Annotated in this window: 20 protein-coding genes; 6 read left to right on the top strand and 14 right to left on the bottom strand. The window is 37.1% G+C overall.

Going from position 1 to position 25,437, the window contains the following annotated elements:
- Positions 1 to 80: 80 nt before the first annotated feature.
- On the bottom strand, positions 81 to 308 hold the full coding sequence (locus ACLHG9_RS14785; RefSeq protein ID WP_410222272.1) for an AtpZ/AtpI family protein: 228 nt from the start codon (positions 306 to 308) through the stop codon (positions 81 to 83).
- A gap of 107 nt (positions 309 to 415) precedes the next feature.
- Here ACLHG9_RS14785 and ACLHG9_RS14780 point away from each other — a divergent pair, with 107 nt between their 5' ends.
- Both ACLHG9_RS14780 and ACLHG9_RS14775 read left to right on the top strand, forming a co-directional pair.
- Positions 416 to 3,208: a tetratricopeptide repeat protein gene (locus tag ACLHG9_RS14780; protein ID WP_410222271.1), complete on the top strand. Its 2,793-nt coding sequence runs from the start codon at positions 416 to 418 to the stop codon at positions 3,206 to 3,208.
- Entirely contained in the window at positions 3,198 to 5,453 is a 2,256-nt protein-coding gene (locus tag ACLHG9_RS14775) for a transglycosylase domain-containing protein (protein ID WP_410222270.1), read from the top strand. The genes ACLHG9_RS14780 and ACLHG9_RS14775 overlap by 11 nt, the downstream gene beginning before the upstream one ends.
- Positions 5,454 to 5,911: 458 nt before the next feature.
- Here ACLHG9_RS14775 and ACLHG9_RS14770 read toward each other — a convergent pair whose 3' ends face one another.
- From ACLHG9_RS14770 to ACLHG9_RS14760, 3 genes are read right to left on the bottom strand one after another with little or no spacing between them, the layout of a single operon-like run.
- A complete protein-coding gene (locus ACLHG9_RS14770) occupies positions 5,912 to 6,676 on the bottom strand; it encodes a hypothetical protein (RefSeq protein ID WP_410222269.1) in 765 nt (254 codons plus the stop codon).
- Between the two features lie 10 nt (positions 6,677 to 6,686).
- Positions 6,687 to 7,925: a hypothetical protein gene (locus ACLHG9_RS14765; RefSeq protein ID WP_410222268.1), complete on the bottom strand. Its 1,239-nt coding sequence runs from the start codon at positions 7,923 to 7,925 to the stop codon at positions 6,687 to 6,689.
- Positions 7,926 to 7,950: 25 nt separating this feature from the next.
- Positions 7,951 to 8,166 (bottom strand): hypothetical protein, encoded by a 216-nt coding sequence (locus ACLHG9_RS14760; protein ID WP_410222267.1) that lies wholly within the window; start codon positions 8,164 to 8,166, stop codon positions 7,951 to 7,953.
- Between the two features lie 393 nt (positions 8,167 to 8,559).
- On the opposite strand from ACLHG9_RS14760, the gene uvrC reads away from it, so the two are divergent.
- Complete coding sequence (gene uvrC / locus ACLHG9_RS14755; RefSeq protein ID WP_410222266.1) at positions 8,560 to 10,353, top strand: excinuclease ABC subunit UvrC; 1,794 nt, start codon at positions 8,560 to 8,562, stop codon at positions 10,351 to 10,353.
- A 38-nt stretch (positions 10,354 to 10,391) separates the two neighbouring features.
- On the opposite strand, the gene gldN is transcribed toward uvrC, so the two are convergent.
- The 7 genes from gldN to ACLHG9_RS14720 form a co-directional block, all read right to left on the bottom strand.
- Positions 10,392 to 11,339: a gliding motility protein GldN gene (gldN, locus tag ACLHG9_RS14750; RefSeq protein WP_410222265.1), complete on the bottom strand. Its 948-nt coding sequence runs from the start codon at positions 11,337 to 11,339 to the stop codon at positions 10,392 to 10,394.
- Positions 11,340 to 11,345: 6 nt separating this feature from the next.
- A complete protein-coding gene (gene gldM / locus ACLHG9_RS14745; RefSeq protein WP_410222264.1) occupies positions 11,346 to 12,872 on the bottom strand; it encodes a gliding motility protein GldM in 1,527 nt (508 codons plus the stop codon).
- A 41-nt stretch (positions 12,873 to 12,913) separates the two neighbouring features.
- Positions 12,914 to 13,729, bottom strand: coding sequence for a gliding motility protein GldL (gldL, locus tag ACLHG9_RS14740; RefSeq protein ID WP_243357768.1), 816 nt, complete (start codon positions 13,727 to 13,729; stop codon positions 12,914 to 12,916).
- A 36-nt stretch (positions 13,730 to 13,765) separates the two neighbouring features.
- Positions 13,766 to 15,115, bottom strand: a complete 1,350-nt coding sequence (locus ACLHG9_RS14735; protein ID WP_410222263.1) for an SUMF1/EgtB/PvdO family nonheme iron enzyme — start codon at positions 15,113 to 15,115, stop codon at positions 13,766 to 13,768.
- Between the two features lie 350 nt (positions 15,116 to 15,465).
- Positions 15,466 to 16,233 carry a uroporphyrinogen-III synthase gene (locus tag ACLHG9_RS14730; protein ID WP_410222292.1) on the bottom strand — a complete coding sequence of 256 codons (768 nt, stop codon included), beginning with the start codon at positions 16,231 to 16,233 and terminating at the stop codon, positions 15,466 to 15,468.
- 14 nt (positions 16,234 to 16,247) lie between these two features.
- Positions 16,248 to 17,207 carry a DUF4271 domain-containing protein gene (locus ACLHG9_RS14725; RefSeq protein WP_410222262.1) on the bottom strand — a complete coding sequence of 320 codons (960 nt, stop codon included), beginning with the start codon at positions 17,205 to 17,207 and terminating at the stop codon, positions 16,248 to 16,250.
- Between the two features lie 5 nt (positions 17,208 to 17,212).
- A complete protein-coding gene (locus ACLHG9_RS14720) occupies positions 17,213 to 18,934 on the bottom strand; it encodes a BamA/TamA family outer membrane protein (protein ID WP_410222261.1) in 1,722 nt (573 codons plus the stop codon).
- Between the two features lie 74 nt (positions 18,935 to 19,008).
- On the opposite strand from ACLHG9_RS14720, the gene hemW reads away from it, so the two are divergent.
- The 3 genes from hemW to ACLHG9_RS14705 all read left to right on the top strand — a co-directional run bounded on the left by hemW (position 19,009) and on the right by ACLHG9_RS14705 (position 21,966).
- On the top strand, positions 19,009 to 20,139 hold the full coding sequence (gene hemW / locus ACLHG9_RS14715) for a radical SAM family heme chaperone HemW (protein WP_410222260.1): 1,131 nt from the start codon (positions 19,009 to 19,011) through the stop codon (positions 20,137 to 20,139).
- Between the two features lie 30 nt (positions 20,140 to 20,169).
- Entirely contained in the window at positions 20,170 to 20,955 is a 786-nt protein-coding gene (locus tag ACLHG9_RS14710) for an SDR family oxidoreductase (RefSeq protein ID WP_410222259.1), read from the top strand.
- Positions 20,956 to 21,084: 129 nt separating this feature from the next.
- Positions 21,085 to 21,966 (top strand): cupin-like domain-containing protein, encoded by an 882-nt coding sequence (locus ACLHG9_RS14705; protein WP_410222258.1) that lies wholly within the window; start codon positions 21,085 to 21,087, stop codon positions 21,964 to 21,966.
- A gap of 64 nt (positions 21,967 to 22,030) precedes the next feature.
- On the opposite strand, the gene ACLHG9_RS14700 is transcribed toward ACLHG9_RS14705, so the two are convergent.
- From ACLHG9_RS14700 to ACLHG9_RS14690, 3 genes are all read right to left on the bottom strand, one after another.
- The gene (locus ACLHG9_RS14700) at positions 22,031 to 23,446 is read right to left on the bottom strand and encodes an MBL fold metallo-hydrolase (protein WP_410222257.1); all 1,416 of its coding nucleotides are present in this window, start codon (positions 23,444 to 23,446) and stop codon (positions 22,031 to 22,033) included.
- 104 nt (positions 23,447 to 23,550) lie between these two features.
- The gene (locus tag ACLHG9_RS14695) at positions 23,551 to 24,570 is read right to left on the bottom strand and encodes an asparaginase (RefSeq protein WP_410222256.1); all 1,020 of its coding nucleotides are present in this window, start codon (positions 24,568 to 24,570) and stop codon (positions 23,551 to 23,553) included.
- 46 nt (positions 24,571 to 24,616) lie between these two features.
- Complete coding sequence (locus tag ACLHG9_RS14690) at positions 24,617 to 25,384, bottom strand: TatD family hydrolase (RefSeq protein ID WP_410222291.1); 768 nt, start codon at positions 25,382 to 25,384, stop codon at positions 24,617 to 24,619.
- Positions 25,385 to 25,437 lie beyond the last annotated feature (53 nt).

Below are 25,437 nucleotides of genomic sequence, written 5' to 3'. Positions count from 1 at the left end.
AAACCAGAAAACAAATTGCTTAATGCTCAAAACTTTATTTTTTTTTTTGCAAAGTTAATAAAGCCCCGCCAAAGCTTCAGTTACTTATTTTTATTTAATGTTTTTACCACCTGGTATAGCGAAGCCGCTACACCTACAATACCTAATATAGAAGTGTATATCAGGACTTTTTGCTGCGTATATTTATCTAACTGATAGCCTATAAACGCAAATAGGCCTATGGTGGCCAACATTTGAAAAGCCATGGCACTATATTTAGCAAAACTGTTCATTCCGTTTGCTTCTTTCTCTTCTTTATCCTCTCCCATTTTAGCTGTTTTAAAAATAAAAATCAAATATTAAGTTTATATTGTCGAATAAAATAATTTTGCAGATACTTTGTTATATATATAAAATTAACAGGCTTTTGAAAAACATGCACTATAACATTCCGGTTAAGTTAGTAATCTTTTGTTTATTACTAAGCTTATTTTGTGGTTGTTCCACTCAAAAAGACACGGTTGTTAACAGAAAACTGCAAAATTTATCGGCCCGTTATAATCTTATTTATAACTCCAACGTATTGCTCAACGATTATCTTGAGCAGATAACGCAAACTACAAAGTACGATTTTGGTGGACTTATCCCTATTTACTATGCACCTGAACCTGCCGGATTAAGCAATGAAATCAACAATAAGACATTGGATGAGATTGATGCCAAAGCCAGAACCATTATTGCAGAAAAAAATTTCAGCAATTACATAGATGATGCTTACCTACTTTTAGGCAAAACCAATTTTTATGCCGGCAAATATTTTAACGCCACAGAATATTTCAATTACGTTGCTGAGACTTATAAAAACCAACATCGTGTACGCTTAAATGCCTTATCGTGGCAAGCCCGCAGCTATATAGAATTAGGCAATTATGAAAAAGCCCAACGCATTATAGCCACACTTCATAAAGAAATTGATTCAGTTAAAAATCAAAAATCGGATGCTTACGCCACATTGGCACAGATGAGCATTGTTACTCAAAACCCTAAGGATGCGATTAATTATTTACAGCTTGCGTTAAAGCAAAAGCCCGACGCGAAAGATAGAATCAGATGGCATTATGTTCTTGCACAGCTTTATGAAACAGAGAAAGACTATGGAAACAGCCTGGTTTATTACCATAAAGTTGAAAAAAGTAATGCTCCTTTTGAAATGTACTTCAATGCTAAGTTAAGCAAGATCCGCATCAATAGCTTTTTAGATCATAAAACGTTCGACAGAAAAAAACAACTTGCAACACTCATTAAAGACGATAAGAACACTGATTTTATTGATCAGATCTATTATGAAATTGCCGAAGACAATTACAGCTCTGGCGATTATCAGAATGCCGAGCATAATTACAAATTATCCGTATCAAGAAGCAAAGGTAACAGTGCACAAAAAGGACTTTCCTATCTTAAAATAGCTGAACTTAATTTTAACCAGTACAGAGACTACGTAAAGGCAAAATTGTATTATGACAGCGCTGTAAATGTTTTACCAAAAACATCGCAGCAATATATTACCACACTTAAAAAAAGAGACAATTTATCTTATCTTATTGATCGTTATGAGCTTATTGATCGTGAAGAACATTTACAGAAAATAGCGCTTTTACCTGAAGCAGATCGGGCAAATGCTTTAGCCTCTTACTTTGAAAACAAAGAAACTGGGGCCAATAACGCTTTTTCTTCTGCTGTTCAGACAGATAACAATGGGAGTAGCGACATTATCCCACAAACCAAGAACAGTAATTTTTATTTCAGCAATCCTACAGCTTTAACCAAAGGCTTTAATGAATTTAAGCGTAAATGGGGCAATAGAAAATTGGAAGATAACTGGCGGCAGAGTGTAAAACAGAGCCAGCCTCTACAGACCCTGTCTGCACAGCAACCTGTTGCTGGCTCTCCAAATGCTTTAGACCCTGATGAAACTGTTGCATCTTCAAAAGTAAATGCAATCACAGCTGTCCAATACCTAGACTCTTTACCTTTAACCACCCTGCAAAAAGAAAAGTCCAATCAGAAAATGATTGACGCTTACATTGGTATAGGTAATTTTTACCGCCAAGAGTTAAATGATAAACCAGAGGCAATTAAAGCTTTTGAAAGCTTGATAAGCCGTTTCCCTACCAACAATAAGTTAGATGCTGTTTATTACAGTTTATATTTAGCCTACCAACCAATAAACTTAGAAAGATCTAATTATTACAAAAACCTTGTCCTAAGTAAGTTTCCAGCATCTGTATACGCAAAAACTATTATAGATCCCCAGTTTTCTGATAAACAATCGGCATTAGAAAATGTGATTAAAACAGAATATACTAAGGTATTTAACCAGTTAAGCAATAAAGAGTATAAGAATGTAATTAGCAATGTAAATGCTATTAATAACCGTTTTCCGGGCAATAATTTTACACCACAGTTTGAGTATTTAAAGGCTATAGCTATTGGTCATACACAAAACGTGGATAGTCTACTTGCTGCTTTTAATACGATTGTAAGTCGTTATGATAAGGATGCTTTAATCAAACCTTTAGTTGAAGATCATTTAATTTATATTAAAGCCAATTTAGTTTCCTATAAAAAAAGGCTGGTTGCTTTAACAGATTATGATCCGAACGAAATTCCTTTTGTAGCAGCTACAACAACCATAATTCCTGAAAAACCTGAACCAGCACATAACACAGCAATTGTTACCGAAGAAAAAAATGTCGCGACCATAGCCAATAATATACCACAGGCTCCTGAGAAAAAAGAGCCTGCAGCACAAGCTAAATCAGTTGAAGAAAAATTACCTTCTGTTGTTAACACGATTAAAGATAACCTGTTTAGCGATGGGGTTTCTGCCACTTATTTTTATGTGATAGCTGTAAATAGTACAGATTTTAATTTAAGTCCTTCACGTTTTGGTATTGGCCAGTTTAACCGCGGTAATTTTACAGGTGAAAATCTAAAACATCAGTTGAAAGAATTAGATGAAGACGAACTGATCTTTGTGGGTGATTTTAAATCGGCCGAAGATGTTAAAAATTACGAAGAAACCATAAAAAAACAACTTGCCGTAATTATGAAGATTCCGGCAGCAAATTATACTACCTTTGTAATCAGCAAAGAGAATTTTCAAAAAATCACCAATCGAGATACCTTAAAAAGATATATCAACTACATTAATAACAATGGCTTATAATTACAATAGACCTAACAATAACGAACTTTCAAAAGATATCATCAAAAAATACAATACAAGGATATGGGTAATTTTAGCCTGTGGAATTGTATTATTTAGTTTATTTATTGTGCTGATTGGTGCCGGAGCTTTTGGCTCCATTCCTTCTTTCAGAGCTATTGAGCACCCTAAAAGCAATGAGGCAACCGAAGTTATTTCGGAGGATGGCAAGGTATTAGGTACCTATTTTGTAAAAAACAGATCAAATGTTACCTATAGTGAGATTTCTCCAAATGTTGTAAATGCTTTAATCGCCACAGAAGATGTAAGGTTTAAATCGCACTCGGGCATAGATTTTAAACGTACTTTCACTATCTTTTTATATGCCATGATGGGCAAAAAACAAGGCGGAAGCACCATTACACAACAGTTAGCGCTTAATCTTTTTTCTGAAGAGGGACGTCAGAAAAACTACTTTAAACGTATCATACAGAAATTTCAGGAATGGGTAATAGCCGTAAAACTGGAACGTAATTACACAAAAGAAGAGATTATTACCATGTATCTCAATACTGTGGATTTTGGCAATAATGCTTATGGTATCAAATCGGCTGCACGGGTTTATTTTGATACCACTCCAGATAAACTTACCGTTCCACAGGCAGCTGTACTCATCGGTTTGCAACGCGGTATTACCCGTTACTCCCCTACCAAAAATCCTGAAAGATCATTAAACAGACGTAACACCGTAATGGCACTGATGGCTAAAGCCGACTTGATCAGTGAACAAGATTTTGAGAAATACAAAACCTTGCCTTTAGGGCTTAATTTTAATCCGGCCACTGTTAATGATGGTATCGCGCCTTATTTCAGAACTGTTCTTAAGGCCGAGGTAAAAAAAATACTCGAAGAACGTTCCATCTATAAATCAGATGGCGTAACTCCTTATGACTTAGATCGTGACGGTTTAAAGATCTATACCACCATCAATTACGATATGCAGATATATGCCGAAGAAGCGCAAAAAGAATACATGAAAGTACTTCAACAGCAGTTCAGCAATAGCTGGAAAGGAAGAAATCCTTTTAAAGGCATGGATTTGCAGATAGATCAAGGTATTAAACGCTCAGACAGGTATAAGTCTCTAAAACTTGAGGGCAAAACAGATGAAGAAATTACGCAGGATTTTAATACTCCTTCAAAATTAACCATTTTTACCTGGCATGGTAATATTGATACTTTAATGAAGCCTATTGACTCTGTAAAGTATTATAAATTATTATTGCGTAACGCTATGATGGCCATGGATCCTAAAACCGGTTATATTAAAGCTTGGGTTGGCGGTATAAATTATGAACACTTTAAATACGACCAGGTTAAGATTGGCACAAGGCAGGTAGGTTCTACAGGTAAACCTTTCACCTATGCAGTAGCCATTGAAAATGGTTATTCACCTTGTTTTTCTGTACCAAATGAGCCGGTTACTATTTCTAATCCAGGTAGTGCTGATTGGACGCCCCGTAATTCGGGCACGCCTTTACCGGGCTCAATTACGCTGCAAAAAGCTTTAGCTTACTCGCAAAACTATGTTACCGCATATCTTATGAAACAGGTAGGCCCAACCGCAGTAGTAAATGAAATTAAGAAAATGGGGATCACCAGCGATGTGCCTGCAGTACCTTCTATATGCTTGGGAACATTTGATGCTTCTATATTTGATATGGTTGGCGCTTACAGCGTATTTGCCAATAAAGGCATCTGGACACAACCTACCTATATTTTACGTATAGAAGATAAAAACGGGGTGGTTTTATACGACAGCAAGCCTATTGTAAAAGTGGCTATGAATGAAGAAGTTGCTTTTGTAATGACACGTATGCTCCGTGGTGTAGTTACAGGTGGTACAGGCTCAAGGTTAAGTTATAAATACGGTATAAATACACCTGTTGGTGGTAAAACCGGAACTACACAGAACAACTCTGATGGTTGGTTTATGGCCATAACACCAGATCTTGTGGCCGGAGTTTGGACTGGCTGTGAGGATAGGGCTTTTCACTTTACCAGCACAAGTTATGGCGAGGGTGCAAACTCTGCACTTCCTGTCTATGCAGGTTTTATGAAACGGGTTTATGCCGATCCTAAACTCAAGATAAGCAGAAGTGATTTTTCGCCACCTGCAGGCGGGGTAAATATTATTTACGATTGTGACAAATACCAACAGCAGGAACAAGGCACTACAGAACTGGATAAGAAACTGGGATTTTAACTAAATAGAAACGAACTAACTGTTAAGGTTTAAATTAACAAAGGTAGTTCCTATTGGGATGATTTTTCCTTCACTGGTGCAAGCCCGTGGCACATTCAACTGTTAAATATTTATATGGAAAGGATTCTTTCTTTAATTTGAGCGTTATTATTCCTCAAGGTACAATTAATATATCTTAAATAAATTTTCGGTAATTTTTTAATTTTATTGACATGTTCTTTGTAAAGCCTAAAAACAAAGTCCCCTTTTTTGTCATTACCCCTATCTTTTTTGTATTCCACCTTTAGCTCAGCCAACTTTACTGAACCCAACTAAATAATAAGACACTTGTTAATAGAACTATTTTCATCAATTTACACTTACTTTTTCCTCCAATAAATGCTAAAAGAACCTCATCCCTTCCATCTCAAGTACCCCCTTTGCTAAACCATAACTATAACCTATTTCATTAACAACGATTATTTGTTTTTATCTCTGGGTATTTGATTTTGGTATCTTATTGCATCATATACATTATTAAGGTAACCTAAAGATACATCAGGAGATTTCAGCAAGTAATCTATCGCCCACTTTGTGAATGCCACATTGTCTCGATTAAGTCCCTCTTTATCCAAATACTGTTTAATGGATAGTACATGGACTTGGTTGTCACAGTTTTTAACAAACTTAATTTCTTCCTTAGTTAAGGATAAGTGAAGCCTGAGGAACTTTGAGGCTAACCTAAATTCTTCTTGTTTTGTTTCATCATATCCATTATAAGCTTTCTCGTCAATTATTGCTAAACCACGAAAATTCTCTGGCAAAACACTATCATCCATTTTAAATAGACTATATTTGATTATTCGATAAAAGTCGTTCTTTTTAACTTCATACCATTTTAAATTAACATATCCTCCTGTTTTGGGTATAAACCGGTATGGAAGGGTTTCATCTGTTTGTTGGTTTTCAGATCTTAGCATTTTATTAATGAATTTTAAATAAACATCAGGATTTTTTTTTATATGCGATATCTGGCTCTTGTAAAGATCATAAATAGAATCTCTCTTTTTGATGTTTTTTTCTCCCGGATCTTGAGTGGCAATCATATTATATTTTTCATAATTAATCTTTGATGTTACTAATTTCTGAAAATCCAAATCAATTGTTTGTCTATCGAAAGGTTGCACAACAGCGCAACCTAACATCATAATTGATACAACAAAAAGTAAATATTTTTTTTTCACAATATTAAATCTATTTTTTCCTCCAATATATCCTTGATGGATAAGTTGCTGTACCCGTACCAACATTAACTGTAAAAGTTGGATCGGGAATGCCATAAGACGGCGGAATATCTCTAGGATGATGTTCCAGTATTTGGTATGTCCCCATTTTACTGCTTACTTTGGTGGCATACCCATCCGTATCAACCTCAATTACTATTGCAGAATGTACCCATTCTACTTGTCCATTAGTATTTTTATAATAAGTAACCCTATCGCCAACTTGAACATTTCCTGTAACCTGATTCCAGTTCTTTGATGTTAATTGCATCTCAGTTACCCATTTTGGATAATGTTCTAGAGTTGCCGTAGCATAAACTGGACCAAATGCATAATAATGACAATTGAATGCTTCTATATTTCTTACTTCTATTCCATTATTCTCAATCCAAAGAGGAGTAGTTTCTGTAAGATAATTGCTAAAATCACTAGTAGTTAATTTACTTCTCCAATTATAGCTTGTTGGTTCCCTATCTCTTGGTATATAATTTTGATACCTAACGACATCATAAATATTATCTAATAATCCTAAAGAAATATTGGAGCGCACCATAAACTGTCCCACCGCCCATTTTGCAAAAGCATCCGCATCTACAGAGCTTGGATTTTGTGCAAGATAGCCACTAATGGCATCAAATATCTGTTGGTGGCCTTCCAGGTATGCCGCTTCGCCCCCGTTCAGGCCCAGCCTTAGTGACAGGAAGCGAACCGCAGGGGAGAGGTCCATCCCAGCATAGGGATCGCCGCTGCCGCCCGGCTCCTGTGGGGTGGGCACATCGCCGCAGGGCAATATCCAGTCCATCCCCGGTGGCGCAGGGTAGCTGGGAACTACGTAATCCGGGTCGGGGTTGCAATTAGGTGCGTAATCGCCCGCACCCGGTCCACCGCCGCCACTGCCCGGATCGTTCGACGCCCCGCTGCCACCATCTCCGCCATCTCCAGCAGGCGGGCCGGACGGCGGCCCGGTCGAGCACGTAGGGCAATCCCCTATCTCCCATCCGCATATCTCCACTGCGCATACATCCAGGCAGAAATCGCAATAAGTGGCCGTGCAAGGGTATTGCCGGGGGCAGGTACCTCTCGATATCCTGATGCAGACCCACTTTATGCCCTCCCCCTCTTCGGCTTCTCCACCCGAACTGGCCACCTTACCCTTGCTGCTTGAACCGTACACGTATCGCTTGAGCGCTTTCCCGTTCCAGTCACTCACCAGGACTTTTCCCTTATAGCTGTCCCTATCTCCGTAAAGCCAGGCCCGGTCGGGCACCAGACGGACCCACTCCACATGGATGCTGTCCCTTTTGTCCTTGTACATCAACAGGTAGTTCAGGCTGGCCAAAGGCACCATCGCTTTTGTCTTCTGGTCTACCACGGCATAGCTCTGCCCAAAATCTAAAGGTATTTTCACCGCCCCTCCGGTACTTATCATTTTTTGGTAGGCCTCGCTCCATACGGGCTGCTTGCCGGCAAACAGTACCTGTAACGGACTGGTCTCGGCGGGCAGCGCGGACAGCGCCCCGCTCCCTCTTCTGGGCCCCGCAAGGTGCGAGTTGAAATAGCTCTTCGCCTCGGCTATGCTCAGCGCGTTCTTCAGGTTATCGGGGCCTGGCACCAGCAGATCCTTGCGGCACGAGTTAAAGATTATTGCGGTGGCCAGCATAGCTACCGATAGGAAGAGGTTTCTTCCTGAGAGCACCATTTTCATAATCTGGTTTAGTTTGGGTCACATCAAGTTACACAACAAGACTCATAAAAACAACAGGTTACAAAAATAAGTTAATCCTTCTTGCTCTCTTACTTAGCAAAAATGGATAAAACATTTTTTTGAGCTAACTTTACAACCGATGAGCAGTTTTGATTATAAACAGGCATTAGCCGATATTCCTCATAAACCGGGCGTATATCAATATTTTGATATCGATGGAACACTGATGTACATTGGTAAAGCCAAAGATCTTAAAAACAGGGTAAGTTCTTATTTTACCCAGGATAAACAGCTCAATGGCAAAACAAGAGTACTGGTATCTAAAATACGTAAAATCACATTTACCATAGTAGATACTGAGATAGATGCGTGGTTGTTAGAGAACAATCTCATTAAAAAGCATCAGCCCAAATACAATATCATGCTCAAAGATGATAAGACCTATCCATGGATTGTCATTAAAAAAGAACCTTTCCCTCGGGTTTTTCCTACGCGTAAAGCCATTAAAGATGGTTCTACCTATTTTGGCCCTTATGCTTCTGTAGGTATGATGCATACTATTTTAGACCTCATTAAAGAAACCTATCCTTTACGTACCTGTAATCTGGCTTTAACGCCTCAAAATATTAGCCAGGGAAAATTTAAGGTTTGTTTAGAATACCAGATCGGAAATTGCAAAGGGCCTTGCGAGGCTTACCAAAGCGAAGCTGATTACCTACAAAACATTGCAGATATCAAAGATATCCTGAATGGTAAAATAGGCTCTGTAATTAAACATTTGAAACAAAATGTAGATCTGGCTGTTAAGAACCTGGATTTTGAACAGGCGCATAACCTACAGCTTAAACTGAATACACTTGAAAAATACCAGAGTAAATCCACTGTTGTAAACAGTTCTGTTACCAATATAGATGTGGTTAGTATTGCTTCTGATGAAAGGTATGCTTTTGTAAACTACCTGAAAATAATGAACGGAAGCATTATACAAACACAAACCATAGAAATTAAAAAGCGACTGGACGAAACTGATGAAGAGTTGCTATCTATTGCCATAGCCGAATTCAGAAGCCGGTTTAAAAGTACTTCAAAAGAAATCATCGTTCCTTTCGAAATGGCTTTGGACGACCCTGGCCTTAAGCTTACCGTGCCCAAATCAGGTGACAGAAAGAGCTTACTTGAGCTTTCTCAAAAAAATGTATTGTTCTTTAAAAAAGAGAAACTGAACCAATATGAAAAACTGAATCCTGATTTACGAACAGAACGCATTTTAAGCCAGATGAAGGCTGATTTGCGACTTACTCAATTGCCTTATCATATCGAATGTTTTGACAATTCTAACTTTCAGGGCAAATATCCTGTATCGGCTATCGTGGTATTTAAGAATGCCAGACCCAGCAAAAAAGATTACAGACATTTTAACGTAAAAACCGTAGAGGGCCCTAATGATTTTGCCACCATGCAAGAGGCTGTTTACAGGCGATATAAGCGCATGTTAGATGAAAACCAAACGCTTCCGCAGCTCATTATTATTGACGGTGGTAAAGGCCAGCTTTCATCTGCTTTAAGTAGCCTCAAAAAATTAGGAATAGATAAAAAAGTAACTGTTATAGGTATTGCTAAACGACTTGAAGAGCTTTACTACCCTAATGATAGTCTGCCGCTCTATTTAGATAAAAAATCGGAAACACTGAAAATTATTCAGCAATTAAGAGATGAAGCACACCGCTTTGGTATTACTTTTCACCGTAAGAAAAGAAATCAAGGCACATTAAAAACCGAACTGGAACAGATACCAGGAATAGGAAAAACTACGGCAGATAAGCTCCTATTGAAATTCAAATCCGTTAAAAAAATTAAAGAAGCAACAGATAAAGAATTAATGGAAGTATTAAATCTGAAACAGGTTAAAGCATTAAAAGAATATTTTGCCTAAAACAAAAAAGCGGGACGATTAACGTCCCGCTTTTTTGTTTAGTATTCCCAAAGGCCTTGTTCAAAATCAGCCATTTTCTTTTTGATCCTTTCGCTTTCCAGTAGGCGCTCTCTCGGATCTGAAATAATATCTTTTAACTTATAATCGCCAGAGTTGGTTTCTTTAACAATATAACTCGAAAACAAGCGGTGCACAAAGAAATCGTCCATACTTAGCGGAGAAGAATCGTTCAAAGCATTAAATAATCTCTTTTTCGCTAACAAATCTCTTGCATCGTCATAATAGATCCAAAAAATAGGCTGCCAGTCTTTAGTCTGTGCATTGAGTTTTAAAGGAGCCAAACCTATAATACGAGGTTCAAAAACACCTCTTTTACCATCAAAAACCCAGTCTTCTTTTACCCTGTATTTCAAGAATAGAGCAGGATTAAATTCTCCCTGTACTTCTTTTACAGTGCCCGTTTTATTGTTGGTTACGTTCACTACCCCATTAGCTAATTTCATAGCCTCAGCAGTATCTAAGGGAAAATGAAAAGCGTCATCATCTTCTAAAGTTTTAGGATCTTTAGGATTATAAGCCGTTAGCTCTTCTAATTTAACCGCGTTTAATAATATTTCAATTAATCTTGATTTAGGGAAATTCAGCACAGAATTAACCGTATCCCTCAAATCAATATCTCGCCATACCCGTTTGGTATAAATCACATCCTCATCTTTAATTTCTGCTAAAAAAGCTTTTTGAGAAACCGTATCTCTCAAATCTTTCTCTACAGCATAACCATCTTTAGGTGGAGTTTTACGTTTAGGTGTTTTAGCAGGCTTAGGATCTACCTGCTTTTTCTCTTCCGCCGGTGGATCTGTTTTCACAGGCTGCTGCTTAGCCGGTGGAGTAGTCTTATTTCCGTTTGTTTTCTTTGCTCCATTTTGAGCAAAACCAACAACACTAACTGCAACAATAAAAACAAGCGATAATATGAACTTTTTCATTTTCAATTATTTTACATTAAATACAACAGGTGGCAGCACCCTTTGTCTCCCATCAGGTCCCTGCGAAACAATCTGATCAAAAATAACTCTTGTTCCAGGCGAAACTGCGTTAATAGCGTTTCTAACTGCTCCTGTAAAGCTTCCTCCCTGACCTGATATTGTAACCGCATCCGAACGAGGTTTGATTACAGTAAGCTCATAACGCAAAATTCTGAACTTAACATCAAAAGGGAAATCATCTAAATCAGCTTCGATCTCAGATTCACTTTTTAATTGTACCGAAGCAATATCTCCGCCGCCATTACCTCCAACTTTTGCAACCGGTGCAGGTATAGCTTTAACCCTAAACTTAGGTGCACCTAAATTTACAGTTTTACCATTATTATTAGCCGATACACTGATAGAAACTTCTTTACCCACCAATGAACCCGGTACGTTAACCATAAATTTACCATTTGCCCCTGTTAAAGAACCGCCTCCTGAAATAGAAGCATTGATATTAGGGAAACCTGCAGCCGATATGGTAAAAGGGTTTGGAATACCCGCATAAATTACATTTAATTTATCGGATGAAACAGTTGCAGACGGAGCAGCAACCTGATAGGTCTGAGGTGCGGTTTCATACGTTTTAATATTACCATTGCGTTCTTTAACTCTTATGGTACCCTTCCATGTAAATGTACCTACACTACCTGTTCCGCCAGTATATATACCTTTCCCGTTTTCGGTTGGCACTTTGCTTCCGTTTACGCTGATATCAGGTGTAGATTTTGAATCACTTGCTGTCAGGTAAATTTCTGCTTTATAGGGTTGTCCTTGAATTACATATGAAGTAGGCGCTACAGCAACTGCTTCGAAATGATCTAAAACAACAATAGGTTTATCAGCTAATATCTTGTTAATGATATCAGCTTCCATATTCTTTGTGTCGTTCTGAATCATGGTTAATATTGTTCTGAACGCAGCCAAAGGAACACCCTCACCAAAGTTAGTACCTGTCCATGTTTTTGGTTCTCCTGCTTTTGGTTTTGCAGGGTTCTTGGCTTCCAGTACAAAAGTAGGTCTTCCCTCATCAGGTAATAACAACGCAGCAAGTTCTTTACCGGTCTGGTTAATTTTTTCTTGCAATTCTTTACCTTTTTTAGGCTGCTCATCACTACCCATAATATTCTGACCTATATCAAGGTTGTTCTTTTGAACAAGTTCTCCATTTTCGTCAATACCGTCTTTAGCAATTTCTGCCTGTAACCCATCAATATATTTGATTAAGTTACCAGCTATAGCCTGTGCTTTTTTTGCTCTATCAAACTTAACCTGATTATCTGAGCTTTCTTTAGCTTTAGTATCCCCATAGTTTTTTAATAACTGCTGGATACTGGTATTTACATTTTCTTTTGAAGTGTTTAAACTGTCATTAATATTTTTAAAGGCTTTAAGTACCAGATCTGATACATTTAGCGCCAGCATCGCTAAAAGCACCAGGTACATAATACCTATCATCTTCTGCCTTGCGGTTTCTTTACCTCCTGCCATGTTAAATTAGAATTAGTTTTTAAAAAATTTAATCCGATATTTTAAGCACGAGGTTGATTCATTGCGCTCAGCATATTACCATAAATAGCATTTAATGATGCTAAGTTCTTAGCCAGTTTTCCTACCTCTTCTTTAAACTGCTTAGAATCATCCATTGAATCGTTGAAGTTATTCATGGTTAAAGAAAGATTTTGGTAGAATTTATTCATTGATTTTAAGTGAGCACTTGAATCTTGTAACTCTAATTCATATACCGCATTTAATGCCGAAAGGTTTTTAGCTAAATTATTCACCTGCTCGTGATAAGCTTTGGTGTCTTTACTACTGTTACCTAAATCCTGAAGCTGGTTTGTAGCAACATCAAACGCGTTATCTAAGTTAGCAAACTTAGAAGTTGTATTTTTTACTTTCGCCGTAAATTCATTGGTAGCTAATGATGCATCTGCAACATTAGAAATAGTGGCTACTTTATCGCTGAATGTTCTTAAGCCAGAGCCTAAACTTTCTATTAATGCAGGCTCAATTTTTGCATCAGCAAATAATTTATCCAGTTGTTGTGAGGTACCTGTAGAAGCATTATTGCTGCTTACCTCAGGAATTGCGCCATCAGGAGTTGGTTTACCACCTTCACGTAACTGAGGGTAAACTTTTTGCCACTCTACATCCGGGTGCGGAGGGAATAAACCAGTTAATAAAAACAGGACAGCTTCAACCCCTAAACCTACCCCAATCATGATACTACCATATATCCCACCTAAGTGAAGAATTTTAAATAGAGCACCAACAATTACAATAGATGCACCAACTGAGGTTGCAAGGTGTAATTTTGCTTCTGTAGTAGCGTACTTTCCAGCCATAGTTTTTTCGTTTGAATTTTAGTTTTGGTTTATCGTTTAAATTTTATTTCCAGGGAATTTTGAAATACATCTGAAACCGATGTAAGATCTTGCCATATCCTGATATTCGTATTGTGTTACTGAGTTTTGAAGGAAAAAGCCTATATCTTTCCATGATCCACCTTTTACCGCTTTACGTTTACCATTTCTAAAAATAGGATTTTTATCTTCAGGTGATGAGGTATTATATGAATCTAAAGTCCATTCTGCCACGTTACCAGCCATATTGTATAAGCCATAATCATTTGGCAAATAAGCTTTGGCTTCTACAGTATACAGAGCGCCATCATCCACATAATTTCCTCTTCCTACTTTAAAGTTAGCCTGTAAGCAGCCTTTTGCATTCATAATGTAAGGACCGCCCCAAGGATATTTGGTTTGTACTCTTCCTCCTCTTGCAGCATACTCAAATTCGCTCTCAGTAGGTAAAGAATATTTCAATCTTGTATTTTTTGGTAATTTTCTTTTCGAGGCTACACTTTCATAAAGATTAGTTCTCCAGGCACAGAAAGCTTTTGCCTGATCCCAGGTTACACCTACAACCGGGTACCTGTCATAAGACGGGTGATTAAAATAAGCTTCAACCATAGGATCATTATACTCGTAGGTAAAATCTTTTTTCCATACTAATGTATCCGGATAAACCATTACAGAAGGGTGTTGGTTTGGGTTGTTAGGATCTGGATTATCTACATACACATCATAGAAATCTGCTATAGATCCGTTAGGATTTTTAAGCTGGTACTCAAGGTTTACTTCGTAATATGAATACTTTAATTTTTTCACATCAAGGCCTACAGAGATATCACGACCATTCATACTGATTTTACTATATAAATCGCCTAAATCTTTGTTGCCACCTTTATTATTAGCCCATAATTTTGAACCGTTACCAATCGCTTTCCAGTTAATATTTTGCGGAGGAGCTGTAGTTCCTGAAGCTGGTTGTGTCTTGGGCTTCAAGAAATACTTAGCTGCATCACCACTTGGAGTTTTGTAATTACCTCCCCCTTCGTAGGGAGCACCTTTAACATATACAGAAACTGCAATAGAGTCTCTTACCCAGTTTACAAACTGTCTGTATTCAGCATTGGTAATTTCTGTTTCATCCATATAAAAAGGACTGAATGAAACCATTTTACTTTGCCTCCCCTGATAGAAAGTAATATCCTCGTCAGTCATACCAATAAGGTTTCTTCCTCCGGGTATATACACCATCCCCAGCGGGATAGTTTTGTTCTTAAATTTTTTATTGTACGCTCCTACAAGTTCGCCAGCACCGCCTCTTCCACAGCTCGAGAGCATAACTCCTGCAATAAAAAATGCAAGAAAGTAGATTTTCCTCATAAGTTGTTTAAACAATTTTATAGCAATTTTATCAATTAACATTGACAATTACAACTTTTTGCACAAATTTATCCACAGTTTCCCCACAAAGCCCAGTTATCCACAAAAGCTTAAAACCAAACAGAAGGCATAATTAAAAAATACCTTTAAATTATTTACTAATTTAATATTAAATAATTAAACATAAATACTTACTTATAGGTATTTTATATCTGCAGATCCTGTAAAGATTTTCTTTATAAAAAAGGTTTTCGCGATGTCTTTATTTTTGAATATCAACTAAAAAGCGGCTCGGGTTAACCCTGAGCCGCTTCCTGTTTTTTTGTAATGATATACCAATAGACGATATATTATTTATTAGATTTCTTGATATAATTTTCTAATGCCATGATCATTGAAGGAGCCTCAGGATTTGGCGCCGCAATATCAACAATAAGTCCTTTTTCAGCTACTGCTTTCTGTGTATTTAATCCAAAGGTCGCTATACGCGTATTGTTTTGTTGAAAATTGGGGAAATTTGTGTACAGCGACTGAATGCTTGACGGACTAAAGAAAGCCAGAATATCGTAAAACACATCAGCAAGGTCAGAAAGGTCGCTTACTACTGTCCTGAATAATACCGCAGGTGTTACATCATAACCGTTTTTCTGCAAAAAATTCATCGTGTCTTCAGTAGCTACATCAGAGCAGGGGTACAAAAACTTCTCACCGGCATGTTTTTTCATTACTTCTGCCAAATCAGACGCACTTTGCTTCCCAAAAAATATCTTTCTTTTTCTGTACTGGATATATTTCTGAAGATATAGCGCCGTAGATTCTGAAATGCAAAAATATTTTAGATTTACAGAAACCTCATATCTCATTTCTTCGCATATTCTAAAAAAATGATCTACCGCGTTTCTGCTTGTAAATACTACCGCAGTGTAATCAGGAAGATTGATTTTTTCCTTTCTAAAATCTTTAGCCTGTACTCCCTCTACATGTATAAACGATCTGAAATCAACTTTAAGATTATACTTTTTGGCTAAATCGAAATAAGGTGATTTTTCTGCTTCAGGCTTTGGCAATGTAACCAAGATGCTTTTTACTTTACGTAGTCTTTCTTTGTTTTCTTGCATTTCTTTTTTACCTCTTAATATCCTATTGCCTTGATTAATATCATTATAGGGCATATTTCAAGGGCGCAAAGATACAAAATTAAATACAACTTAGGAAACCGGTAAGTGGATAAAATATTAATTGCCGCTCTTACAAACTGAAAAACGAAGATGGCGCAAAGCAAAATTAAGCCTGTAAGAATAAAAACATTACCATATTGGACAGGAGCAAGTGCAAAAGCAATAATCAAAGGAATAAACAATAAAGACGCGTTAAAATAACTCAGGTATAAAATGGTAACATAATGCTTTACAGGTTTCTGTACTTCAAAGAAAAAACCTATTAATCTTAGCATAACAATCTTTAAGAGATACAGCATAATAATACCCATTGAGAGGGTAATAAAGAATTCAAAGCCTTGTCGCTGTGCCTGTTCATTCTCATTGTATTGTGCTAAAAGGTAAAAGAACATGCCTATGGTAAAACCAAACTGTACAAACAGCAGTAAAAAAGACCATGAAGTAACCAAGTTATCTTCTTTACTGAAATTAGCCAACACGCGGTTGCTGTAGAAAGATTGTACAACCATATTGAGTTGCTTACCAAATGAGTTTTTCAAAATCGCAAACAGCACCAATAAAAATCCGATTACCAATAGGATCCACACCTTACCTTTAGGTAAAAGGTCTCCTTGCTGGTAAGTTACTTTTTCTACGGGATTTTGTTTTTTTAAAACTGAAGACAAATCAAATACCGCAAAACCATATCCTTTACTTAGGCTATCTATCCAATGCGCATAAGTAGAAGAATCTCTCTTTTTTAAAATATGTGGTGTTAAAGTATCAATTGCGCTCTTACTTATAGTATCAAGTAAAAGACTATCAGTTAAGAAAGGCTTTATATTTAACGAATCTGCTTTAACGGGGCTTATCTGCGCAAATGAAATAAAGGCTGGTAAAAGGAATAATAAAAAGCAGATTTGTTTTTTAAGCATATCAATTAAAATAAAGCGGTTATTCCAACGTGGATTTTTCCCTGGCGCAAATTTAACGGATTATTTTTTTGTTTACCTAGGGCATAACTTAATGAAAGTATGCCCAAATTGGTTTCAAAATTTAAGCCAGCCCCCATACCCAAAGGATAATCTTTGTTATTGTTTTTTTGCACATAAGCCTGATTATAAAAAAGAAACAGAAAAGAATTCTGCTCTAATAAATATCTGAACTCGGCATTAAACAATGTATACGCGCTGGCTAAAAATTCCATTTCGTTAAAACCTCTCAAGGTATTCTGACCTCCTATGCGGAACAATTCATTATCTAAGAAATCTTTACCTGATAAATATCCGGTTTGGTTAATTAAAGCAAAAATGGCTTGCTTGGTAAGCGGAATAAAATATTTTGCATCCAGATAAAATCGATATATAGAGCTATTAAGATTAACCTGTTGATACAAATGCGCAGGAATATTTGCATTAGGTTTTATTTTTTTATTTCCCGCGGCAAAATTAAGTTCAAGCTGGAAACCTTTCCTAGGATTAAATCTGTAATCTAAATGCTGAGCCATAAAACCCAATCCATAGAAATTGATGGTGGCATCTAAGTTTTGCGGGAGGCTCTGTGCCTCTTTATATTGGGAGGTTTCTATCAGGCTACTTGTTCTCCGCTCAACAAAAAACTGTATTCTGTCATTAGGTCTTACTTCATAATTAAATAGCAACTTTGTATCTACATTGAGATAAGTAGTATCTTGTTTATACAGACTTAGGGCAGGCATAAAGCCCAGATCCGTATTAAGTACACGCGGTATATCAATATTACTCTCTAAAAGCTGTGTCCCTTTAGCCAGGTTTTGGTAGTTAAAATAAATCTTTTCTGCCTGTTGAAAAGTGTTTGCCAAAGCCAGCTTAAGATTACCTACAATTTCTAATTTATCAGTTGCATTTTGTTTTGGTTGTAAGCCTAAAATACCATCAAACTGATTGATATTCTTTTTTTCCAAAAAAAGGGTAAGCATAGCTTTATGATCTGCAAAGCTAACTTCAAAGGGTTTGGCTTCTTTTAAAAAAGACAATTCATTTAACCGCCTATAAATTTGCCTTACCGCATTTTCATTATAGCTCGTGCCGGTCTTAATACCCAGATAAGACTGTAAATAAGCTTTACTTATTTTTACATCGCCCACTACTTTGAGGCTATCAAAAACAATGCGTTCATTAAGTGTTAGATTAAGGCTTGCAACAATCTGTTCATTTTCAAAATGTATTTGATCGAGGTTTACCATTGCAAAAGGATAGCCACTATTTTCGCAATCAGTTATCACCTTTTTGAGCAAATCCTCAAGTTGCAAAGTATTAAAAGGAGCACCCGTAAAATGGCCTACATAGGTATTTATGTTCTGCTCAAGGAATACGGGTATATTTCCTTTTCTCAGTCCTATCCATTTGTATTGCAATTGCTGATCTACAAATAACTCAACCCGTTTATTTTTGATGCTAATCTGTTTCAACTCTGCCAGAAGATAGCCTTTTAATCTAAGTTGGCTAATGACCTTATCAGCTTCCTTATAAACTGTTGCACTATCTGCCGCTTCCTTATTAAACTTTAAGTTATTCAGCAATTCTGCATTTGGCTTTACCAGTTTAACTTCTACCTGATAAAGCTCCTGTCCCCACACTAAAAAGCTGCTCAGTACCAGAAAAACGGTTAACAGATATTTCATTTCATAAAGTAAGCCTATTTTTACAATACTTTCAAAATTAAAAAACGCGTTTAATTTTATCTTAACTTTGCAGCATGGTTGGTATTTATATACATATTCCTTTTTGCAAACAGGCCTGCAATTATTGTGATTTTCATTTTACCACTTCTTTCAAGAACGTCGATAACCTAATAGAAGCCATCTGTAAAGAGATTGTTCTAAAGAAGGACCGTATAAGCAGCCCCATAAGCAGTATTTATTTGGGCGGAGGGACACCGAGTGTTTTACCGGCTTCTCAACTTCAAAAAATCTTTGATACAATAGAAAAACATTTCACCATCAATAGCGAAGCAGAAATTACACTCGAAGCCAATCCCGATGATCTGAACCAAGAAAAAGTTAAAGCGCTAAGACTTTTACCTGTTAACCGCTTTAGCATAGGCACACAATCTTTTTATAATGATGATCTGAAATGGATGAATCGTGCCCATAATGCCGAAGAAGCCGAAAGCAGTATCAAAAGATGTCAGGATGCAGGTTTTGAAAACTTAAGTATCGATCTTATTTATGGATTTCCGCTACTTAGCAATGAAAAATGGAAGAATAATATCCGGACTACTTTAGATTTACAAATACCTCATATATCGGCATATGCCTTAACTGTTGAAGCTAAAACAGCTTTAGCAGCCGCAATAAAAAAAGGGAAACAACCAAATATTGATGATGAACAGGCCGCCGACCAGTTCATGATCCTGACCGAATTATTAGCCATAAACGGTTTTGAACATTATGAAATCTCCAACTATGCAAAACCAGGGCGTTATGCGGTTCATAATACCAATTACTGGAAAGGTGTACCTTATCTGGGTATTGGCCCTTCTGCACATGGATTTGACGGCACACAACGTTACATTAACATTAACAACAATACAAGATATATAGAAAATATTCTGCAAAATCAATTACCTGAACATATCGAGGTCTTAACTGAAGCAAATAAATTTAATGAGTACGTTATGACCTCATTAAGAACAATGTGGGGTATCGATTTAAAAAAAATAGAGGATAGTTTCGGGCAGAGTTATGTTGGTAAGGTAAGAGCAGAAATTCAACCGTTTTTAAAAGAGAATCATGTAATTTTAGAAAACGAAAGGATCATACTTACAACATCGGGTAAATTGCTTGCCGATGGAATTGCAGCAGAACTTTTTACGGATACGGATTAACCTATTATTTAACATTTATCTAATCTCATTATGAACAACAAAGTAGTCTGGATAACGGGCGCATCATCAGGCATAGGCGAGGCTTTGGTGTACGCTTTTAACCAACGAGGTGCCAAACTCATTATTTCAGCCAGAAATAGAGATGAGCTTTTTAGGGTTAAACAGAACTGCAAAAACCAAATAGATGTTCACGTACTATCTATTGACTTAGAAGATCACAACAGCTTAGCTCAAAAAACAGCAGAAGCCCTGCGCATCTACAACCGCATTGATATACTGGTGAACAGCGGAGGGATCAGTCAACGAGCACTTGCCTTAGATACCAGTCTTGAAACCGAAAAACGCCTTATGAATGTTAATTTTTGGGGGACAGTTATTTTATCCAAAGCCGTTTTACCTATTATGCTTCAACAGAACAGCGGATCGATCATTTGCATTAGTAGCTTAGTTGGTAAATTCGGCACCCGTTACCGTTCTGCATATGCGGCATCAAAGCATGCTTTACATGGTTATTTTGATTCACTGCGCACAGAGATTGACAATCGCGGCATCCATATTATGCTGGCCTGTCCAGGTTTTATCAAAACCAGGGTAACGCTAAATGCACTTACAGCCAACGGCACACCACAAGGCACTATGGATAGCGCACAGGCTAACGGCATGGAACCATCCGCATGTGCCGAAAAGATTGTTGCTGCCTTCGAAGCTAAAAAAGAAGAAGTTTATATTGGCGGAAAAGAAGTAAAAGGCGTATTATTAAAAAGACTTTTTCCTGCCTATTTCAGCAAAATGATCAAAAAGGCAAAAGTTACGTAACTGTTACTTTTTATACAATTATCATTGGCTTAACATTTTACACATAAACGTATAAACAATTAAAATTTAATTCTCAAATTTGTGTGAAAGCGTTCTAAATAATTTGAAAACATAAGTTTATTTACATAAATGAGTTTCATCCTAAAACCTGTAGATACAGTAGAAAATATTACCAGAGAAGATTTTATCCAAAACTATCTCAAGCCCAGAAAACCTTTAGTAATCAAAGGACTAACTAAAGACTGGCCTGCACGTGAAAAATGGACACCCGAATATTTAAAGCAACTTGCTGGCGATGTAGAGGTTCCGCTTTATGACAATTCTAAAGCAGATCCCAGCAAACCAATCAATGCAGCTGTAGCCAAAATGAAATTTGGTGATTACCTTGATCTGATACAACGTGAACCAACAGAGCTCCGCATTTTCTTATTTAATTTATTTAAGAAAGCGCCTTCTATGGTAAATGATGTCAAAATTCCTAAACATTTAATAGATGGTGTTATGGAGAGTTTACCAAGTATGTTTTTTGGCGGATCAAACTCTGAAACGTTTTTGCATTATGATATAGATTTACCGAATATTTTTCATACGCATTTTAATGGACGTAAACATGTGATTTTATTTGATTACGAGTGGAAAACAAGGTTATACTGCTTGCCAAACGCCACCTATGCCTTGGAAGATTATAATGTTGGTAATCCCGATTTTGAAAAATTCCCTTCTTTAAATGGCGTAGAGGGTTATGAAGTCTTTTTAGAACATGGCGATACTTTGTTCATGCCGGTAGGCATGTGGCATTGGATGAAATATCTGGATGGCTCTTTCTCTTTAAGTTTAAGAGCATGGGATCAGTCTTTTATGGGTAAAGCAGCAAGTGTATGGAGTGTTTTTAAACACGGCGCGGTTGACAGTCTGATTAAAATGATGCTCAAAGGGAAATATGCCAGTTACAGGGAAAAACTAGCGGTAAAACGGGCAGAAAGGGCCTATGCCAAAGGTTTGCCCCGTTAATTAGGAATTGATATAAAAAGGCCGGATCAATGATCCGGCCTTTTTTTTATTAAACATGTTTTCTTTATACTTTCATAGCTTTGCTCTGACAAACAAAGTCTGTTCTTTTCAAACCAGTATTCTTGATTGCACCATAACCTCCAGCTACATCAATTACATGATCTATACCTCTGGCTTTTAGAATAGAAGCCGCAATCATTGATCTGTATCCTCCGGCACAATGGATATAATAAGTTTCGTCAGGCTTAACTTCAGACATCCAATCGTTGATATAATCTAAGGGACGGGCCAGGGTAAATTCTAAATGTTCTGCTTGGTATTCGCCCGGTTTACGTACATCTAAAGCCAGTAAGTTGCCTTGCCCATTCACCACTTCTTCAAATTCAGCCGCACTTATAGACTTGATCTGGTCTATTTCACGATTTTCTGCTTTCCAGGCTTCAAAACCTCCCGCTAAATAACCAATGGTATTATCATAGCCAACACGGGCCAGGCGTGTTATGGTTTCCTGTTCTTTTCCATTATCAGTTATCAATAAAATAGGTTGCTTTAAATCAGTAATCAAAGCCCCTACCCAAGGTGCAAATTGTCCGTTCAGACCAATATTAATGGCATTTGGAATAAATCCTTTGGCAAATTCTTGCGGATCACGGGTATCTAAAACCAAGGCTCCGCTTTGGTTAGCCATTAATTCAAATTCCGTAGGACTTAGCGCTTTCATACCTTGTTCATAAACGGCATCTATACTGGCATAACCCAGTTTATTCATAGCGGCATTTTTAGCAAAATATTGAGGAGGGGGTAAGATACCTTCCGTTACTTCTTGTATAAACTGTTCTTTTGAAGCTGCTTTTAAGGCGTAGTTAACCTGCTTTTGGTTACCCAGTGTATCAAAAGTTTCTTTACTCATGTTTTTACCACATGCAGAGCCTGCTCCATGCGCCGGATAAACAATCACATCATCTGGCAAAACCATGATTTTTTTGTGTAAAGAGTCGTACAAAGTGGCGGCCATATCTTCCATGGTCATATCTCCCTGCTGGGCAAGATCTGGTCTGCCTACATCACCTATAAACAACGTATCTCCTGTAAAAATACAATGTGCTTTACCATTCTCGTCAGTTAATAAATAGGTAGTAGATTCTGGCGTATGGCCTGGTGTGTGCAAAACTGTTAGAGTAACATCTCCTATTTTAAACTGTTCGCCATCTTTAGCTATATGAGCATTAAACTGTGTTTTGGCTGTTGGTCCGTAAACAATTACTGCTCCGCTCTTTTGGGCCAGGTCAACATGTCCCGACACAAAATCAGCATGAAAATGCGTTTCAAAAATATATTTGATCTTTGCATTGTTATGTGCAGCTTTATTTAAATAAGGCGCAATTTCTCTCAATGGGTCTATAATTGCGGCCTCACCGTTACTTTCTATATAATAAGCTGCTTCGGCCAAACAACCGGTATATATTTGTTCTATTTTCATATTATTCTAATGAAGCGGTTTTACCAAAAATAACTGCTATTTGTTGAAGTTTAGCTAAGTGTAAAAGTTATTGACACAATTTTTACGGTTAAAACTTATCGCCATCAGGGCTTGCTTAACTCTCCGGCAATGGAAGTTTCCATAAGTCTGGCTATTTCTATCTTGTCAAGCTGTTTACCTAAAAGGTACATTAATTTGGTAATAGCGGTTTCAAAGGTCATATCATATCCACTTAAAACACCCATAGCTTTTAAATTGCTACTCGTTTGGTATAAACCCAACTGAACCGATCCTCCTTTACATTGTGAAATATCCACAATGATCTTGCCTGCTTTAGACGCTTTCTCAAGACAAGTTAGAAACCAGTCGTCTGTAGGTGTATTACCCGAGCCAAAAGCTTCTAACACTATAGCATCTACATCTGATTCTGTGACTGCTTTAACCACATTTTCTGTAATGCCCGGATACATTTTTAAAATACCTATGTTTGATTTCAGATTGGTAAAAGCTTCAAACTTTTCTTCTTTACGGGGCAAGATATTATTGGGAAAAAACGTAAGATGTACGCCTGCTTCGGCTAATATTGGATAATTAGGCGATTGAAAAGCTTCAAATTTCTCAGAATTATATTTAATTGAACGATTACCTCTAAATAACTGGTAATCAAAATAGATACAAACCTCAGGTACCATCGCCTTTCCATTTTTTTTGGTAGCTGCAATTTCCAGTGCAGTAATCAGATTCTCTTTTGCATCTGTCCTGATTTCACCTATGGGCAACTGCGATCCCGTTAACACAACGGGTTTGCTCAGGTTCTGAAGCATAAAACTCAATGCAGATGCCGTATAAGACATCGTATCTGAGCCATGCAAGATCACGAAGCCATCAAACTCATCATAGTTTTCGCTAATTACACTAGCCATTTTTACCCATCCGTTTATATTCATATTAGACGAATCGATAATAGGATCGAAAGAATGGACTTTCAGTTCGTAATTAAGTAATGAAAGTTCTGGCACTTTAGCCTTGATCTGCTCAAAGTCAAAGGGAATAAGGGCACCGGTTTTGGTATCGTTAACCATACCAATGGTACCTCCTGTATAAATTACAAGTATTTTGGTCACCTTAGTTTTAGTAAGTTAGTTAGTGCTATAAAGTTATAAGCTTTGCCTAAACCCCAAAAATTTTTTTTGAGTTAGCAGTGGTAACTGCTGCAACTTCTGCTAAATCCAACGCATAAATATCTGCCAATTTCTGAGCAATATGAATGAGATAACTGCTTTCATTAGGTTTACCCCTGAATGGAACAGGAGCCAGATAAGGGGAATCTGTTTCAAGTACGATATGTTTCAGATTTATGTTTTTTAATACCTCATCTAAGCCTGCCTTTTTATAAGTAACTACTCCACCTATTCCTAAATAAAAACCTAAATCTATAGCTTGTTCTGCTTGTGCTATATTGCCTGTAAAGCAATGAAAAATACCTCTTAATTTAGAATCTTTATATCGTTCCAGCATTTCAAAAACCTCATCAAAAGCCTCTCTACAATGAATTACAATAGGCAGATCCAATGATTTTGCCCATTCTATTTGTTCGGCAAATGCTTTCTGCTGAATAGCTAAAGTACTTTTATCCCAGTACAGGTCAATTCCTATTTCTCCTATGGCGTATATCTTCCTATCAGCTAAAGCTCCTTTAATAACCTGTAACTGTTCTTCAAAATCTTCTTTTACATCACAAGGATGCAATCCTAACATGGCAAAGCAATAATCCGGATAGTTTTTTACCAACTCATCAATTAAAGGAATAGAGTTTACATCTACATTAGGTAAAAACAACCGCTCTACCTTTTGCTCAAAACACCTGTCCATTAACTGCTTAAGCAATTGCGGGTCTTTTTCATAATACAGGTGGGTATGGGTATCTGTAAGTTGCATCATGCAAAGTTATTTTAATTTAAGCGGCTATTAAAGCTTTAAATAAAAAACCC

Origin of the sequence: Pedobacter sp. (assembly GCF_046462515.1) — a bacterium.
In the GTDB taxonomy this organism is placed as follows: Bacteria; Bacteroidota; Bacteroidia; order Sphingobacteriales; family Sphingobacteriaceae; genus Pedobacter.
Note: the sequence above shows the minus strand (reverse complement) of the source record. Positions and strands in the feature narration are given on the sequence as shown.

Coding starts and splice junctions, on each gene's coding strand:
- ACLHG9_RS14785 (WP_410222272.1), bottom strand. CDS start 308: ATGGGAGAGGATAAAGAAGAGAAAGAAGCAAACGGAATGAACAGTTTT.
- ACLHG9_RS14780 (WP_410222271.1), top strand. CDS start 416: ATGCACTATAACATTCCGGTTAAGTTAGTAATCTTTTGTTTATTACTA.
- ACLHG9_RS14775 (WP_410222270.1), top strand. CDS start 3,198: ATGGCTTATAATTACAATAGACCTAACAATAACGAACTTTCAAAAGAT.
- ACLHG9_RS14760 (WP_410222267.1), bottom strand. CDS start 8,166: ATGGAGCGAGGCCTACCAAAAAATGATAAGTACCGGAGGGGCGGTGAA.
- uvrC (WP_410222266.1), top strand. CDS start 8,560: ATGAGCAGTTTTGATTATAAACAGGCATTAGCCGATATTCCTCATAAA.
- gldN (WP_410222265.1), bottom strand. CDS start 11,339: ATGAAAAAGTTCATATTATCGCTTGTTTTTATTGTTGCAGTTAGTGTT.
- gldM (WP_410222264.1), bottom strand. CDS start 12,872: ATGGCAGGAGGTAAAGAAACCGCAAGGCAGAAGATGATAGGTATTATG.
- gldL (WP_243357768.1), bottom strand. CDS start 13,729: ATGGCTGGAAAGTACGCTACTACAGAAGCAAAATTACACCTTGCAACC.
- ACLHG9_RS14735 (WP_410222263.1), bottom strand. CDS start 15,115: ATGAGGAAAATCTACTTTCTTGCATTTTTTATTGCAGGAGTTATGCTC.
- ACLHG9_RS14730 (WP_410222292.1), bottom strand. CDS start 16,233: ATGCAAGAAAACAAAGAAAGACTACGTAAAGTAAAAAGCATCTTGGTT.
- ACLHG9_RS14725 (WP_410222262.1), bottom strand. CDS start 17,207: ATGCTTAAAAAACAAATCTGCTTTTTATTATTCCTTTTACCAGCCTTT.
- ACLHG9_RS14720 (WP_410222261.1), bottom strand. CDS start 18,934: ATGAAATATCTGTTAACCGTTTTTCTGGTACTGAGCAGCTTTTTAGTG.
- hemW (WP_410222260.1), top strand. CDS start 19,009: ATGGTTGGTATTTATATACATATTCCTTTTTGCAAACAGGCCTGCAAT.
- ACLHG9_RS14710 (WP_410222259.1), top strand. CDS start 20,170: ATGAACAACAAAGTAGTCTGGATAACGGGCGCATCATCAGGCATAGGC.
- ACLHG9_RS14705 (WP_410222258.1), top strand. CDS start 21,085: ATGAGTTTCATCCTAAAACCTGTAGATACAGTAGAAAATATTACCAGA.
- ACLHG9_RS14700 (WP_410222257.1), bottom strand. CDS start 23,446: ATGAAAATAGAACAAATATATACCGGTTGTTTGGCCGAAGCAGCTTAT.
- ACLHG9_RS14690 (WP_410222291.1), bottom strand. CDS start 25,384: ATGCAACTTACAGATACCCATACCCACCTGTATTATGAAAAAGACCCG.